16 protein-coding genes are annotated in these 16,674 nt (G+C 32.9%); 8 read left to right on the top strand and 8 right to left on the bottom strand.

Annotated features, from left to right (window positions below; all coding sequences use genetic code 11):
* Positions 1–55 precede the first annotated feature (55 nt).
* The gene (locus ACFFGA_RS13445) at positions 56–1,183 is read right to left on the bottom strand and encodes an acyltransferase family protein (RefSeq protein ID WP_386064844.1); all 1,128 of its coding nucleotides are present in this window, start codon (positions 1,181–1,183) and stop codon (positions 56–58) included.
* Between the two features lie 21 nt (positions 1,184–1,204).
* On the opposite strand from ACFFGA_RS13445, the gene ACFFGA_RS13440 reads away from it, so the two are divergent.
* The gene (locus tag ACFFGA_RS13440) at positions 1,205–2,353 is read left to right on the top strand and encodes a hypothetical protein (protein ID WP_386064843.1); all 1,149 of its coding nucleotides are present in this window, start codon (positions 1,205–1,207) and stop codon (positions 2,351–2,353) included.
* The gene (locus tag ACFFGA_RS13435) at positions 2,350–2,943 is read left to right on the top strand and encodes an SCO family protein (RefSeq protein WP_386064842.1); all 594 of its coding nucleotides are present in this window, start codon (positions 2,350–2,352) and stop codon (positions 2,941–2,943) included. The genes ACFFGA_RS13440 and ACFFGA_RS13435 overlap by 4 nt, the downstream gene beginning before the upstream one ends.
* Before the next feature lie 77 nt (positions 2,944–3,020).
* On the opposite strand, the gene ACFFGA_RS13430 is transcribed toward ACFFGA_RS13435, so the two are convergent.
* The 4 genes from ACFFGA_RS13430 to ACFFGA_RS13415 form a co-directional block, all read right to left on the bottom strand.
* Positions 3,021–3,974, bottom strand: a complete 954-nt coding sequence (locus ACFFGA_RS13430; protein ID WP_386064841.1) for an AAA family ATPase — start codon at positions 3,972–3,974, stop codon at positions 3,021–3,023.
* A gap of 3 nt (positions 3,975–3,977) precedes the next feature.
* Positions 3,978–5,438 carry a peptidylprolyl isomerase gene (locus tag ACFFGA_RS13425; RefSeq protein WP_386064840.1) on the bottom strand — a complete coding sequence of 487 codons (1,461 nt, stop codon included), beginning with the start codon at positions 5,436–5,438 and terminating at the stop codon, positions 3,978–3,980.
* Positions 5,386–6,159 (bottom strand): peptidyl-prolyl cis-trans isomerase, encoded by a 774-nt coding sequence (locus ACFFGA_RS13420; protein WP_386064839.1) that lies wholly within the window; start codon positions 6,157–6,159, stop codon positions 5,386–5,388. Before ACFFGA_RS13420 ends, ACFFGA_RS13425 begins: the two co-directional genes overlap by 53 nt.
* Before the next feature lie 84 nt (positions 6,160–6,243).
* Positions 6,244–8,190 carry a peptidylprolyl isomerase gene (locus ACFFGA_RS13415; RefSeq protein WP_386064838.1) on the bottom strand — a complete coding sequence of 649 codons (1,947 nt, stop codon included), beginning with the start codon at positions 8,188–8,190 and terminating at the stop codon, positions 6,244–6,246.
* A gap of 215 nt (positions 8,191–8,405) precedes the next feature.
* Here ACFFGA_RS13415 and ACFFGA_RS13410 point away from each other — a divergent pair, with 215 nt between their 5' ends.
* Complete coding sequence (locus ACFFGA_RS13410) at positions 8,406–8,861, top strand: SRPBCC family protein (RefSeq protein WP_386064837.1); 456 nt, start codon at positions 8,406–8,408, stop codon at positions 8,859–8,861.
* Positions 8,854–9,102 (top strand): hypothetical protein, encoded by a 249-nt coding sequence (locus ACFFGA_RS13405; protein ID WP_386064836.1) that lies wholly within the window; start codon positions 8,854–8,856, stop codon positions 9,100–9,102. The genes ACFFGA_RS13410 and ACFFGA_RS13405 overlap by 8 nt, the downstream gene beginning before the upstream one ends.
* 19 nt (positions 9,103–9,121) lie before the next feature.
* Here ACFFGA_RS13405 and ACFFGA_RS13400 read toward each other — a convergent pair whose 3' ends face one another.
* The gene (locus tag ACFFGA_RS13400) at positions 9,122–10,294 is read right to left on the bottom strand and encodes a lycopene cyclase family protein (protein WP_386064835.1); all 1,173 of its coding nucleotides are present in this window, start codon (positions 10,292–10,294) and stop codon (positions 9,122–9,124) included.
* A gap of 117 nt (positions 10,295–10,411) precedes the next feature.
* Between ACFFGA_RS13400 and ACFFGA_RS13395 the strand changes: the two genes are divergently transcribed.
* The 4 genes from ACFFGA_RS13395 (at position 10,412) to ACFFGA_RS13380 (ending at position 15,746) form a co-directional block, all read left to right on the top strand.
* The gene (locus tag ACFFGA_RS13395; protein WP_386064834.1) at positions 10,412–11,245 is read left to right on the top strand and encodes an alpha/beta hydrolase; all 834 of its coding nucleotides are present in this window, start codon (positions 10,412–10,414) and stop codon (positions 11,243–11,245) included.
* Between the two features lie 217 nt (positions 11,246–11,462).
* Positions 11,463–12,614 (top strand): hypothetical protein, encoded by a 1,152-nt coding sequence (locus ACFFGA_RS13390; RefSeq protein WP_386064833.1) that lies wholly within the window; start codon positions 11,463–11,465, stop codon positions 12,612–12,614.
* 259 nt (positions 12,615–12,873) lie between these two features.
* Positions 12,874–14,754 carry a DEAD/DEAH box helicase gene (locus ACFFGA_RS13385; RefSeq protein ID WP_386064832.1) on the top strand — a complete coding sequence of 627 codons (1,881 nt, stop codon included), beginning with the start codon at positions 12,874–12,876 and terminating at the stop codon, positions 14,752–14,754.
* Positions 14,755–14,936: 182 nt separating this feature from the next.
* A complete protein-coding gene (locus ACFFGA_RS13380) occupies positions 14,937–15,746 on the top strand; it encodes a carboxypeptidase-like regulatory domain-containing protein (protein WP_386064831.1) in 810 nt (269 codons plus the stop codon).
* On the opposite strand, the gene ACFFGA_RS13375 is transcribed toward ACFFGA_RS13380, so the two are convergent.
* Positions 15,743–16,105: a VOC family protein gene (locus tag ACFFGA_RS13375; RefSeq protein WP_386064830.1), complete on the bottom strand. Its 363-nt coding sequence runs from the start codon at positions 16,103–16,105 to the stop codon at positions 15,743–15,745. The two genes, ACFFGA_RS13380 and ACFFGA_RS13375, sit on opposite strands and share 4 nt — an antisense overlap.
* Before the next feature lie 7 nt (positions 16,106–16,112).
* The gene (locus tag ACFFGA_RS13370; RefSeq protein ID WP_386064829.1) at positions 16,113–16,643 is read right to left on the bottom strand and encodes an SRPBCC family protein; all 531 of its coding nucleotides are present in this window, start codon (positions 16,641–16,643) and stop codon (positions 16,113–16,115) included.
* Between the last annotated feature and the right edge of the window lie 31 nt (positions 16,644–16,674).

Raw genomic sequence — 16,674 nt, 5'->3', positions numbered from 1 at the left:
TCTTATTTAGAATAAATCTGAATTTAATGCCCACACTAAAAATTAACTGAAGTTTCTATTTTTTTTTATTTGTTAGACGCCGTTTTATAGGTCTTTCAAAATAATGATGTATCAAATAACCAAATAAAATCAATACGCTTATATATACCATAATATAGACAATACTATCAAATTTTGGTAAATTTTCTGAAGGCAAAAAATGTGACATCAATCGTAAAACAGTGGAAAGATGAATGACATAAACAGCATAAGCAATTGTACTTAAAAACTGAATTGGTTTCACAAAAAATGGGACATCCAATTTCCATTGGCTAAAAAATGGCAAAATCAATAAAATAATAACCGAGTTCAATGGTAAATACCAAAGATTCCAAAATATCGGATGTGTATTTATAAACCAATAATTTCCAGGAACTACAACATACAAAACAAAACATAAAACCAATCCTAAAAACAGAGTTATGAATTTGCATTTTTTCCACAAGTTAGGTTTTGCCATAGAGATATAAGCCGCTAAAACACCATAGTACACGGCGTCAATTCTATAAATCACAGCAGTTTTTAAATTCTTACTCCAAGCTTCCATGGTTTTAACATCGTCATTAATGGCGTAAACCCATTTTGTAATTAAAAACACACCTATAATACATAAGGTTAAAAAAAGTAACAGTTTAGGATTAGGATTTTTTCCGCCTTTAATAACCAGTAAAAAATATAAAAGTAGTGGTCCTACTACTGCTGAAAACTCACCTATGGAAATACTCCAAGATTCATAAAAGAAAAAAGAGGATGGTTCTGACGTGAAATTCTGAAGAAAAACAAAGTATTTCCATAAATCATGAGGTAAATCAGAGCCCATAAATAGCACTATTATAATATTTATAACGAGCGCAAGGAAATAATTAGGCAAAACCCTAATCCATCTTTTTATAAAAAATTGTTTAATGGTAGCAAAACTAAAATCGTCTTGCAAGTAGAGTTTATAGAACACTCTTCCTATTAAAAAGCCACTGAACACAAAAAATATTTCAATCCCAATAACACCAGCAAGACTCATTAGTTGGAGTATTAAACCTTGTATATCAGGTACTATAAAGTAGATACTAGAAAACAGCACAAGCACAATTGCCGTGGCTCGCAAAACATCTAAACCAAAAATACGTTGACCACTAAATGCTTGCATAAAAAATAGTACATTTATTGTGTGAAGTCTAAAGTACTAAAATATTCAGTCTTATTGTTTTTAGCAGCTATATCTGTAGCAGGAATCTACTATTTAAACCTCTCAAGCAGACATAAAGCTATTGTTAAAACTCGAATTAATCACACCTTAGGTTTGGTTGACAATACTTGGAATATCATCAACAAAGACAACAGTATAATACTCTATACGCCAACATTGGTTGTAGATCAAATATACAAGTCAATGGAAGGACCAAAAGTAATGCGTGCGTTTCAAATTGAATCTCAAAACGACGACTTATTATGGCTCACTTCTTTTGAAACCAAAGCTATTAGCACCAACGAAGTTGATGTGCTTTCAAATGATTATGTATGCCATACCAATATCGATTTTTATGATGGTGAACATTATTCGCGTTGGGATTTACAAGAACGCATTGGCAGCGATTACCCAAGGTTAACCTCTATGAGTAATGGTATTGAAAAGTATAAATTCCCTGAAGGTTACGGCTTTCCGGTTTTTGGAAATGAGAATTTATTTTTATCTACTCAAACATTAAATCACAACATAAAATCTGAATCCTTTTCAGTTAAACACCAAGTTAGTTTGGGTTACCAACCTCATCATAAAAACATGAAACCTCTACAAAGCAAAACTGTGTTTATCATGTTACCTTATGATACAAAAAATCCGTTTCAAGGTCCTACGGAAAACAATCCTAACATGTGCTTGCCAGTGGAAACGGGAAATCACAGCTACCAAAATAGCGAAGGCGAAAGTCTTTCTGGTCATTGGGTTATATTTAAAGGAAAAGAAACTTATCGCTACGATATAACGCAACAACTCCAACTAAAGGACAGTACAACAATGCACCATATTGCTACACATTTACATCCTTTTGCTGAGCGTTTATCTTTTAAAGACAAGACTCTTGACAGCATTATATTTACAGCAGAAGCCAAAAACTATACGGATAAGATTGGTTTAAAAAGTGTGTCCTCGTTTTCAAGCCAAAAAGGTGTAATGCTATATCCAAATCATAGTTATGAATTGATTTTAGAAACTAATAACACTTCTGACGATAACCAAGATATGATGGCTAGCATGTTTGTCTTCTTGTATGACAAAGAAATGCACGAAAAATTAAAAGCCTATAACGCTTCAAAATGAAAATAGCACAGCTTCTTATAGTTTTATTTCTAGTTTTTGGCTGTAAATCCAATTCGGAAGAGCTTCCTATTTTAAGTTACAAGATTAATGCTGAAGGTGAAAAAGAAGTTTATTCCATTATCTATTCGGACTTTACAAATCAAGATGGAATAGAAGTAAATTCAACTAACATAAAAGATAAAATTGTAATAGCTAATTTTTTCTTTACACGATGCCCAAGTATTTGTCCGCCAATGCGAGTTAAACTTATAGATATTGCAACTGAATTTATAAATGAAGATGATGTATTACTTATTTCGCATACCATAGATCCTAAAAATGATACTGTAGAAGTTTTAAAAAATTATTCCGAAACAACAGAAATCCCAACAAGTAAATGGTGGTTTGTAAGGTCTAATGAAGAACACACCAAACATCTAGCCGAACAATTAATGACGAATTTTAGACCAAATGAAGACGGAACCGATTTTTACCATAGCAGCTACGCTACATTAATAGACAAACAACAGAACATCCGTGGGTTTTACAATATCTTAATTGAAGAAGAGGTTAAGCGTTTAACTGAAGCTATAAAAACACTTATAGACTAATGGTTATTACTTTTTATTCGTAAACTTTATTATAACAATAGCAGGAATTAATCTCCTTAAAGTTGACTTCATTGTTACTAAAATAAACTTTGAATTATTTTTTCGTCAGTGATACCTTCAGCTTCTGCCTTATAATTTTTAATAATTCTGTGTCTCAAAATTCCAGTAGCCACAGCTTGAATATTTTCAATATCTGGTGAAAATTTTCCATGAGTAGCAGCATGAGTTTTTGCAGCTAGAATTAAGTTCTGGGATGCTCTTGGTCCAGCTCCCCAATCCACAAACTCTTTAACTATATCTGCAGCAGTATCTGCTTTAGGTCTGGTTTTACTAACCAATGAAACAGCATACTCCACAACATTATCTGCCACAGGAATACGACGAATCACATTTTGAAAATCAATAATCTCTTGCGCTGTAAACAAAGAATTAACCGTCATCTGAACATCTGTAGTTGTAGCCTTTACAACATCTACTTCCTCTTGAAATGAAGGATATTCCAAGTTAATAGCAAACATAAAACGGTCTAATTGCGCTTCTGGCAAAGGATAGGTTCCTTCTTGCTCAATTGGGTTTTGAGTTGCTAAAACAAAATAAGGTAAACTTAATTTGTACTGATGACCAGCAACAGTTACAGCACGCTCTTGCATAGCTTCCAATAAAGCCGCTTGCGTTTTTGGTGGAGTTCTATTAATCTCATCCGCCAAAATTATATTGGCAAAGATTGGTCCCTTTATAAATTTGAATTGACGATTCTCATCTAAAATTTCACTTCCCAGAATATCACTAGGCATTAAATCTGGTGTAAACTGAATACGTTTAAAATCTAACCCTAAAGCTTGTGCAATGGTATTTACCATTAACGTTTTTGCCAAGCCAGGCACACCTATTAAAAGCGAATGTCCACCTGAAAATATAGAAATTAAAATCTGATCTACAACAGTATCTTGTCCTATAATTACTTTGGCAACTTCCTCCTTTAGTGCTTTATGTTTTTTTACAAAGTTTTCAATAACGGTAACATCAGACATATTCTATTGCGTTTTTAACCAATCACTTTGATATTCACAGTCTCTATACTCACCATTAATTTTAATGTAAGTTGCTTTAATGGTTTCCTTTTGCCATTTTTCAATAGCCTTTATCTGCTTATCTTGTAGTGCCAACTCTTTTATCTTTAAATAGTCTCTCGCATAATCGGCTTTATGGTCATCAATCCTGTCAGTAACGGTCATAATCTTAAATTTAATTTTATTAACCCTATCCTCATCCTGTATCACTTGGCTTATCTCACCATCCTTTAAATCTTGAATTTGGGTGTACATTTCAGTATCCATTTTAGTTAATTCAAAATTAAAATCTTGAGTGGTTGGGTTCGTTAATTGACCACCTTCGTACTTTGTTTCTTTTTCGTCACTAAATTCTCTAGCTGCATCTGCAAACGAAATACTGCCATCAACAATTTTTGCTCGTACTTCATCTATTTTGTCTTTAGCTTTTTGAATAGCTTCTTGGGACAACTCTGGACGTAATAAAATATGCCTTACTTGGTATTCTTGACCTCTAATCTTTTCTAAATAAATAATATGATAACCAAAATCGGTTGCAAAAGGTTCTGAAATTTCTCCTTCTTGTAAATTAAAAGCAACATCTCTAAACTCTTTTACCATTCTTGGTTGCTTTCTATTCATAGCAGGTAATAATCCACCATTGTTTTTAGATCCTAAATCTTCAGAATAAAACAAAGCTTTGGTTGTAAAATTGGCTCCATTTTCTTCAACGTCTTTCTTGAATTCGTTTAACTTGTCAATTACAGCTTGTTTTGCTTCTTCAGTTACCTCAGGTATAACCACAATTTGAGCCACCTTAAGCTCAGTACCAAAAATTGGTCGTTCATCTTCAGGGATTTCATTAAAGAAGGTTCTAACCTCTTCTGGTGTAACTTCAATATCTTGAATAACTTTTTTCTGCATTTCTTGAGACAGATAGTTATTTTTATTGATATCGTACATCTCGTCCCTTAATGCTTGCTCTGAATCTTTTTTATAAAATTTCAGTAAACCTTGCATATCACCATTGGTTTGCGCCATAATACCATCAATTTGTTGATCTACTAACGATTGAATGTAAAGTTCGTTTACTATGACACTATCTTGTATCGCTTGGTGTGCATACAATTTCTTTTCTAGTAGGCTTCCAAAAAGCTCACAACGCGTAATACCAGATAAGTCTGCACCTTGCGCTTCTAACTGAGCAATTTCCCGGTCAAGATCGGATTCTAAAACAATAAAATCTCCAACAACGGCAGCTACACCGTCTGCTTTAATCCTAGTTTTGTTGACAATACTATCCTTTTTCTTAGCAAGAGGTGGTGCTTCGTCTGGAATAATTTCCTGGGCATTAACTGCGCCAAATAAGAAAATACAACAGAAACTTGCTGCTTTAATTATATATCTGAAATTGATTGTTTTTAATGGCATCTTTTGTAATATCATTTTCTAGTTGCTTAATAAGCTCTAACTTTCGTTTATTTATAACAATTTGCCTTATTGAAGGCATTACGTACTCTAAAGGCGCATAATCATTCTGCGAGCGCACGTCATTAACTTGCATCAAATATAGGTTTAATGAATCTTTGAGTTGTAAGAAATTAGTTTTTTTTAACAGTTGTTTTTTATTTTCAAGATTTACAACGGGAATCTTATTGGCAACCTGACTAAATTTCACCCAAAGGGAATCATTTAAGGAATACGATTTAAACTGAACGGAAATAGAATCTAAATAACGCTTATCCTTTGGCTCAAAGCGCTTGAATCTATTTTTTATTGTATCTAAATCTATTGGGTTTAGAGGTAAACTAACGTATCTAAACTGTAACAAATCGTCATTTAGCTTAAAGGACTCCTTATTAGCTTCATAAAATACTTTGGCTTCATTTAGATGCACCACAGTATCTATATTTTTTTTAACCAAAGCGTCTAAATACACCTTTGTATATAGGTCATTCTTATATTGCTCTACTAGTTTTGAAAATTCTTTCTGTTTAGCTTCGGATAAATTCAATAGTGCGCCTTCCATAAGAAGTAACTGCCTTGCCCAACGGTTAATATAGGCATTGACCATTAAGGTGCTATCTTCTTTGCTCGCACCAGCCGGTACCACATCTTTAATATCCTCTTTGTAAAGGTACGATTCATTTACCCTTGCTATTGGCATTCGATCATCTTTACTTATAAAAAAATCGCAGCTAGCAAACAGTAAAAAAACGGCTAATATGTAAATATGGTTTTTCAATAAAAATTATTGATTCTTTATTTTTTCTTTAACAGCTTTTAAAGCTTCTTCATCAACTTCAATCTCAAAACGCTTATAAAGATCATTAATCCAGTTGGTTTCAATTTGTGCTTGGTAATCATTTATAACATTACCTTTAGCTTCTTCAAGAGTTTTTAAACCAGCTGGCAATAGTTTTTTTACATCTATAACATGAAAAGCATCGTTGTGTTTGTAAACTTTAGAAAGCCCTTCTTTTATTTCAAAATCTGATGGAAGTTTATCATCTGTAACAGAATATACACCTTTAGTGAAAATGATGTTTTTCTCTGAGTCTGTATTAAGACTTTCATTAATTTCATCATTAGATTTATTTCTCTTCATCAGTTTTAAAGCTTTCTCTGCAATAGATTTTTCAGCAGAAGATGCTATAACCACATCTACTCTATCCTCCCATTTGTAATTGGCTTTGTGTTTTTGATAGTACTCTTCTAAGCCAACGCTATCCTTAGAAGCTTTGTTCCAAACTTCTTTTTCCATTAAATCAAACAACAAAAGACCATCTCTATATTCTTTAATAATATCGGCAAATTCTTTATTTTCTAATTCTAAATTATCCTCTCTGTACTGTAATATAGATTTCTCGAAAAAGCTTTCATACTCTTTATCTATAACACTTTCAAAAGGAATCACTTTGTTTGTATAGATACGTTGCGCAGCCATTAGGTGACGACCAAACTCGTTATAAGTAAAAGGTCTGTTATTAATAGAAAAAAGTGTTTTGTCTTTATCAAAATCGTCTGGCAACCTCCATGAACGCGTAAAAAACTCACTAGATAACAAGGATTTAAAATAAGGTTTTGCTTCAGGATTAATAGAAATCTGATAACGCTTTTTAAGTTGTTCTACCATAGCGTCATTGATTAACTTAGACCTAGAATCGCGTTGTACTTTTGTTTCTAGTTCTGGTTTTAAATCTTCTAAAGATTCAATTGGCTTTAAACTGATACGTTTTACGATATGCCAACCGTATTCTGACTTAAAAGGCTTACTAACGGCTCCATCTTCTGGTAACGAAAAAGCAACATCTTCAAACACCACAGAGCTTAATTGCCCACTTTTAAATGGTGTTAATTGTCCGCCTTTATTTGCTGAGCTCTTATCATCAGAAAATTGTTTTGCTAAAGACTCAAAAGATTCTCCTTGCTGCAATTTTTTATAAATATCATTTATACGGTTTTCAGGATTTAAAAGGGTGTCTTTTTGCTGAAGAGCCACCATAATATGAGCAGCCGAAATAGTTCCTCTTGAAGGACGTCTATCATTTACCTTTACAACATGGTAACCAAATTGGGTTCTAAAAGGCATTGAGATTTCGCCTTTTGGCGTGTTGTATGAAGCAGTTTCAAAATCATAAACCATTTTAAATGCCGAAAAGTAGCCCAAATCCTCTAAGAAAATAGTACTACCATTGTGTAATTCCTTTTTTACAACATCAAATCCTTCGTTTAAAACACGATCTCTTATTTTTAACACCTCGTTGTATGCTTCTAAGGTGTCTTTGCTGTTTTCGTCTAAACGCACTAAAACATGAGAGGCGTTAATATCTATATTACTTCGCTCGTATGCCTCTTCTACCAAGGCATCAGTAACCTTGTTTTCGGATAGGTAATTTTTGGTTAATTGTTTTTTATACCTTAAAAACTCGCGTTGGTAATTGGCATCTTCGTGCAATTTTAAACGCTTTGCTTCCTTTAATTTTAGTTGGTATTCTGTAAAAAGTTTTAAATAACCATCAATGTCCTTTTGACTTTCATCTTTTACCAAGTCTAAATTTTTGTTATAAACCCTTAAAAATTCTGAAGTCATTATTGGCTCTCCATCTACTTTAAGCAAAACTTGGTCATTTTCTTGTGCAAAAGAAAAATTTAGTGCTAACAATAATAATAGCATGTATTTAAACTTAATTTTCATAGTGTATTCTTCTTTATTAAGAAATCGTTTTTATAAAATATTTCTAATTTTAAGGTGAAGCAAAAATAACATAAATACCTTAGTTTACAAGAGTATCAAAAGTCATTATTTTGGCATTATTTTTTTGTTGTTAAAATGCTTTAAAACCTAAAAACGCTTATAAGTTAAAGTTAGTATCAACGCTTTTTTTATCTTTATATCTCAATATCCCCTTTATGAAGTACACAACTGAAATAATTATTGAAAAACCCTTAGAGGAAGTCATAAAAAAAATGGATTCTGTTGATAACATGAAGCATTGGCAAGAAGGTCTGGCAAGTACAGAGCATATATCTGGTACTCCAGGTGAATTTGGTGCTAAAATGAAACTTAATTACGATTTTGGCAAAAGAAAAATGGAACTCATAGAAACCATTACCAAACAAAATTTTCCAAATGAATTTCATGCCACATACACCACTAAAGGTGTGCGGAACATTCAGCAAAATTATTTTGAACAAATAGCAGACAACCAAACCAAATGGATTTGCAAAAACGAATTTGAACCTACCAACTTTATGATGAATGCCATGTTGTTTTTAATGCCTAGCGCATTTAAAAAGCAAACTAAAAAATACATGACAAATTTTAAAAACTTTGTAGAAAACGGAACCTCTGTCTATAATGCGTAAACTAAAACTAATTTGGGATTTTAGAGGTCCTGCTGGTCAAAAAACAGCTGAGCATCATCTTATCCACTTAAAGGAATATATTAAGCTAAATGATTTAAATATACCCATTACTGGTACGGAAACTCTAAATGACATGCATAGTATTGCGTATTTAGTGATAGATGAATCTGAAATGAAACCTATACGAGATGCCTTAAAACCACATCGTGGACAGGTGTATATGGATTCTGAAACAAGTTAAGAATGATGACAAAATATTTCTAGAATAACCTCTTTAAAAACGCTTGTATAAACCGTTTTGGTGGTACAGATCTTATGATTTTAAAATCTTCCAACAACGAAGATTCCTCATCCAGAAACCTAAAAATAGTTTTAATCTTAGCCTTTTTGAACATTGATGAGAACAATGCAGCTCCTTCATCATTATGATTAGCCAATACATCCAAGAAAATTAAATCGTAAAACCAGAATTTCGATTTTTTGTGGAATTTAGACAAGTCATTTTCTTTTTTCAAAAAGTCCACAAGCTCTTTGGTTTTTCTTGTTGTGCTCTTAAAAGTATAACCTGTACTCGCTTTGGTCCAACCACCTGCTGTACCAATGTTTAAAATATGTTCAGAGTTTAATTCATGAAACTTAAAGGCTGTCATTGGAATGGATCCTATTTCATTCTCTATAATTTCAAAATCATAGACACCTTTATTTTCTAAATATCTTGATATGGCATCTTCGTAATCTGAACGTTTTAAGAGCTTTTCTGAGAACAACGTATATTCAAAAAGTGCGGTTCTCTTATCCATTGGCAACACATACATAAAACGTGTGCTTCCTTTTTGTGGCACTGAAAAATCCATAAAAGTTGCTGCAGAATCATCAAAAGCGTCTTTCTTGGTGTTAACAAACCATCCTAAAAAATGTTGTTTAATAACCGGATACTTTTTCTGAAAATTAAAATCTTCAAAAGTGTTTAGGCTTGTAAAAAGCTTTTTACCCTTATAAGTAAATTTATTAATTACTGGCCCAAATTCATTTTCCCTTTCTTGAGCAATGACCTCTACTCCATTGTTAGTTTCTTTAAATGAAGAGACACTTCGTACCAAAAAAGTAAAGTTAGGTTTTGCATGGATGGATTTCCACAAGAATTCATAAAAACCCGAACTTCTTATCATTTTATAACGGTAAGGAGAAATAGCAATGGTTTTAGAATAATGGTCACTTCCAAAATAAATATTTGACCAAGTTTTGGTAAGCAAATGATCCCATTCTCCATCTCCTTCTTCCCAAAAGCACCAAGTTCTATCATTACCTTTGTCCTGTATCCAGTCTATAATCAATACGGATTTATCATCAAAAAAAGTATCCTGAGACATTCGGTATGCCAGCATTAAGCCAGAAGCTCCTGCACCTAAAATGATGTAATCGTAGTTCGTCAATTTGTTTTATCTGAATTTAATAGCGAAGATACAATATTGTTTTGTTGACTCATACGACACTTTGATTTGCCAAAGATTTGCGTAATTTCGTTACTAGCCAATAATAATACAATTTCTATGACATTAAAAAAATCAATCAGCTTCGTAATAACGCTACTCCTTGCTGTACAAGTTTTTGCACAAGAAAAGTCAAAAACGCTTAGCACAGAACCTTTAAACATTGGAGAATCTGTGACATTCTATTCATCAACGCTTAATGAAAATCGTCATATCAATGTGTATTTACCTCAGCGTTACAAGATAGATTCATTAAAAACCTATCCTGTCATTTATTTATTAGATGGTTCAATTGACGAAGATTTTATTCATATTGCTGGTATCGTACAATTTGGATCTTTTTCTTGGATAAATATGGTGCCTGAGTCTATTGTTGTTGGCATTACCAATATCGATAGAAAACGAGATTTCACTTATCCCACAACCATAGATCAGGACAAAAAAGATTTTCCTACCTCTGGTAAATCTGATGATTTTATCAATTTTATTGAAAAGGACTTACAACCTTTTATCCATACAAATTACAGAACGGAAGACACAAAAACCATAATTGGGCAATCGTTAGGTGGTTTATTAGCTACAGAAGTATTGTTTAAAAAACCTGAATTATTCGACAACTACATCATTGTAAGCCCAAGCTTGTGGTGGGATGACCAATCTTTATTAAAACTACAACCAAAAACGTATAGCACTGAAAAAAAAGTGTATGTTGCTGTTGGTAAGGAAGGTGAAATTATGGAGCGTGATGCCAAATCCCTTTACACTACTTTAAAAGCCAACACAAAGGACAACACTAAAGTGTACTTCCAGTTTTTAGAAGAGCAAGACCACGGAGATGCTTTGCATTTGGCAGTTTATAGTGCTTTTGAGGTTTTGTTTGAGTCTGAAAATTAATCTTATAACATTCTACTATCAAAGCTGTTGATTTTTTTAAATCAAAAAATTAGCTTAACTTACTAGTGCTGAACTTATTTCGGTATTATCCGATATAATTTATTAATCAGTGATTTATTACTTAGAAGGTATATGCAATTAAATTTACTCAAAAATACCTACAATTGGGTATTGCATTACAGAACCGAAAGCTATTATTTAACATAAATTTTAAGTCATGAAAAAGCTAATCATTCTTTCGTTTGCTGTCGTAGTATTTTTTAATTGTTCAAGTGAAGGTTCTTCTTCAGATGACGATGATATTGGAGATGGAGATATTATAAGTGATTGTACAAACCTAAATTCATTTAATTATAATTTTACATCAACAATAGAAACTGACTGTGAAACTATAGAGTTTGTTGGAGATTTAAACTTGGTCGGACAACCTTATTATGCTCTAGGTATTGATAATGGAGTAATTATTACTGGTGGGGAAAATAGCAGTACAAGCCTAAAATTTGATCTTCATTCAAGAAACATCGAAATTTTTCCAAGTTCAATTTTTAATACTGAATTTCGAGTTCACCCAAATAGCACTCAAATTAAAAAATTAAGTATTGGAGCAAATGAAAATCGTAAAGACGAAATAATAAAATTTGATTTTAACGGTGTAAGAGTTTATTCCGTAAATAACAATTCTGAAAATCTTGAAACTTACAATTTTGATGTTACTGAATTAATTCCAATTAGCCCAAACAATGGACACGAATATAGAACAGTTGGGCGCATATATGAGGCATTTAAAATTAATGGATATCTGTATCTGTTTTTTTCACATTCATATAATAACCTTAACCTAAATAGTGTTTACTATAGATACTTTCTTATAAGAGCAAGTGAATATGGTGCTGGTAGTTGGGAATATTTAGGTGAATATGGTAGCAATATTGGTGGAAATGCCTTAATTAATGAAATGATTGTTACTAATTCAGGTAAGGCATTGTTTGTAACAGATAACATCATATTGGAATTTGACCTTAACACAAATAGCTTTAATGACATCAATTTAGACCCACCATTAGAATTTAGCCAAAATGATGGTGTATCTGAATCATTCAAGGGATTATTATGCGGAGAGATTAATTTTGATGGAAATAAAGAGTTTGTTCATTATGCTTATTCCTCTTTAAATGATAGCTCTAATCTATTTAAAATATGGTATTATAACAATTCTTTAAACTCTTGGTTTGAGACAAATCAAATTTTAGATTTTGGTAACGGAGATGCAAGGATGAGAGCCACATCAATAAAAAGAACTGATGATGGTGCAAATGTTTTGTTTAATGTTAATCAAGATGGAGAAATGTATCTTTTTTCACCAAACTAAAAAGTACACTCAATATATTCTTAACCACACCCAAAACTTGAAATTCCAATAAAAAGCGTATCTTTGCAGCTTGAAATTCAGATTGATGAGACTTTAAAATAAATTTAGAGTTCGTTCAACTAACAAATTTGCTAAGCAAATTTTGAGTTTCACTAAATTCCTCAGCGTGAGGATGTGTTACCAGAAGTTTAGGTTTAAGTATGTCGATACGCTTCTTATGTAACACCACATAATTGATATCGAATACTTATACAAAAGAATGAACACATTCCAAAAACTAGGTCTTAATGAAGACCTGCTTAATGCTATTACGGATTTAGGTTTTACCGAACCTAGTGAAGTCCAAGAAAAAGCAATTCCTATTTTATTAGAAAAAGAAAGTGACCTTGTTGCATTAGCACAAACTGGTACTGGTAAAACTGCAGCCTTTGGTTTTCCAATGTTACAAAAAATTGACATTGACAGTAGAACTACTCAAGGTCTTATTTTATCTCCTACACGTGAGCTTTGCTTGCAAATTACCAACGAGTTAAAACTTTATGGCAAATACTGTAAAGGACTTAATGTTACTGCTATTTATGGTGGTGCAAGCATTACAGACCAAGCAAGACAAGTTAAAAAAGGAGCGCAAATTATTGTAGCTACTCCTGGTCGTATGAAGGATATGATTAGCAGAAACTTAGTAGATATTTCTAAAATACAATACAGTGTTTTAGATGAAGCTGATGAAATGCTAAATATGGGCTTTTATGAAGATATTACAGATATTTTATCTCATACACCAGATGATAAAAGTACATGGTTATTCTCTGCAACAATGCCTAAAGAGGTATCTGCTATTGCAAAAAAATTTATGTACGATCCTATAGAAATTACTGTAGGAAACAAAAATGAAAGTACAAGTAACGTCTCGCATGAATATTATTTGGTTAACGCCAGAGACCGTTACCAAGCCTTAAAACGTTTGGCAGATGCAAATCCGGATATTTTTTCGGTAATTTTCTGTAGAACAAAACGCGATACCCAAAAAGTAGCCGAAAATCTTATTGAAGATGGTTACTCTGCTGGAGCATTGCATGGAGATTTAAGCCAAAACCAACGTGATTTGGTAATGAAATCCTTTAGAAATAATCAAATTCAAATGCTTGTAGCAACAGATGTTGCTGCTCGTGGTATTGATGTTGATGACATAACGCACGTTATCAATTACCAATTACCAGATGAAATTGAAACCTACACACACCGTTCTGGTCGTACTGGTAGAGCTGGTAAAACTGGTGTATCTATGGTTATTGTTTCTAAAAGTGAAGTAAGAAAGATAAAAAGTATAGAGCGCATCATTAAAAAGCAGTTTGAAAAGAAAGACATTCCTTCTGGTATGGAAATCTGCGAAGTGCAATTAATGAGTTTGGCTAACAAAATTCATAATACAGAGGTTAATCACGAAATTAATAAGTACTTAGACAGTATTAATGAATTGTTTGCAGATACAGATAAAGACCAATTAATTAAGCAATTTTTCTCTGTTGAGTTTTCTCGTTTCTTCAATTACTATCAAAAATCCAAGGACTTAACAGTTGTGGATTCTAAAGGTGCTGATAGAGATGATGGACGTGATTATGGAAAATCATCAAATGACACACGTTACTTTATAAACGTAGGACGCAAGGATGGATTTGATTGGATGAAATTAAAGGATTTCTTAAAAGAAGTTTTAGAACTTGGTCGTGATGATGTGTTTAAGGTAGATGTAAAAGATAGTTTTTCATTCTTTAATACTGAAAAAGAACTTCAGGAAAAAGTATTGGCATTCTTTACAGATTACAAACACGATGGACGCTATGTAAACGTTGAAGTTAGCGAAAACAAAGGTCGTAGTGGTGGCGGAAGACGCGATAGAGGTCGAGGACGAGATGATAGACGCAGTGGTGGACGCAGCAGAAGACGTAGTGATGATAAGCCAAGAGCAGAAAGACGCTCGCGCAGAAGTGAAGATTCTGGAAACCGAAGTGACAGACGCAGACGCTCTGACGATAGTAGTTCCGAAAAGCGTTCTAGCTCAAGAGAATCAAGAGGTAAAAAACGCTCTAGCGAAACAAGTGCTTCTTTTGATAGACCTAGACGCTCTAGACGCAAATAATTATCAAATCATAAAACTAAAAATTCCAAATTCCAAGATTGTATCTACAGTTTTGGTATTTGGAATTTTATTTTTTTGGGAATTTATAACATAGCTTGATTTTGTTAATATTTAGTCAAATCTGCAATAGCAATATGTTAAAATGCGTTTAGTTTATTACCTTTACATCGTAATTGATATCAATGCGCTATTTACTTATCTTATTATTATGTTTTACTACAGCACATAGCTATGGTCAAGACAGTACTGCCACCAAAACACCAGAAACTGTAAAAGGAACCATTATTAGCTCCACTGCGGAATTGCCTCTAAGTGAAGTAAATATTGTGAATATTAATCAGGTTGTTGGTACAGCAACTGATGATGAAGGTGCTTTTGAAATTAAGGCAAAAGTTAACGATACATTACATCTTTCCTATTTAGGTTATAAATCCATAAAAGTTAGAGTAACTAATGACTGGCTAAAGTTTGGTAATACCGAAATTACAATGACAGAGCTAGCGCTTGCATTGGAGGAGGTCACCGTAAAACAACTAGAACTTACAGGTTATTTGGAAGTAGATATGATGCAAGTTCCTATACAATCTAATAACCGTTATAGAATTTCTGGTTTATACGGAAAGGCTTATGAGGCAGGCAAACCCAATATTGCTACCAAGGTTTTAGGAGCTATTTTTAATCCTGCTGATTTTCTTTATAATATGTTTGGTAAGAAGCCCAATGAAATGCACAAGCTAAAGAAAATGAAAGAGGATGATGAAATAAGAAGCCAGCTTGCCAAACGTTTTGACAGGGAAATGCTCCTTGTTTTATTACAAGTTAATAAGTTTGATTTAGATGAAATAGTTAACCAATGTAACTATTCCAAAGACTTTATAAATACAGCTAACGATCTTCAAATGTTAGATGCTATTAGCGAATGCTACGAAGAATACAAAGTGATTCAAAGAAGTAGCGAACGCAAAAAAGGTAAAAAGAAAGACAAGGCTTAAGCGTTAGAATGTAATGCTACTCTATTTCCTTCAGTATCTATAAACACTCCCATGCAACCATGTTCCTCTGAAATTTTGGTTTTAGGTTGATAGATTGTTCCACCTGCAGCTTCAACCCTGTCCAATTCGTTTTGCACATCTTCACACATAAAATAGACCAAAGTCCCTTCCTTACTAGGAATGTATGATTCTTGTTTTATAAGCGTTCCTGTTGCTCCATGTGCACCATTATTATCAGGAAACCAGCCCATTTGTAGACCACCAAAATCAACTTCTTTTATTTCAACTTTAAAAACAGTTTCATAAAACTGCTTAGCACGATTCATATCGTTAACCGGAATTTCAAACCAACCTACCATATTTATATTATTTGGATTCTAAAATGCGTTTTAAATCTGCCAATCCTTCTTCAAAATCTTTACCAACGGTTTTATCCATATTAAAAAACAAGAAGAAAATATTTGAAGGTGGCTTATTAACTCCAGAAAATCCCCAAACTACTTTAGTTGAGTTAGCATCAAGTTCTTTAACAGTAAGATAAGCATCAGACTGGGATTTCCATGGTTTATAAAATCGTAATTGACTGTTCACCGATTTGTTTTCTGTAATTCCAGTAATTTCTTGTTCACCAGTACCTACCTCTTTATTTCCTTCCCATTTGGCAACAAATCCCACTTGGCCATCTGTACCAATATGTTCTTGTTTCATATTTGGGTCTTTCTTTTTCCAAGGAGACCATTCATCCTGGTTTTTAATAAACTTTAAATAGTTAAACACTTCAGAAACTGGCTTATTTACCGTTATACTTCGACTTACATTGTAAGTTTTAGGTGCAATAAGTGCTAATAGAACAATTAGCACAATGATGGCTAGCACCACATAGAGAAAGGTCATCATAATTTAGTTTTTTTTAGTTAGTGCTCTAAAG

This window comes from Winogradskyella pulchriflava, assembly GCF_042434315.1.
GTDB lineage: Bacteria > Bacteroidota > Bacteroidia > Flavobacteriales > Flavobacteriaceae > Winogradskyella > Winogradskyella pulchriflava.
This window is presented reverse-complemented; position numbering and strand designations above follow the sequence as displayed.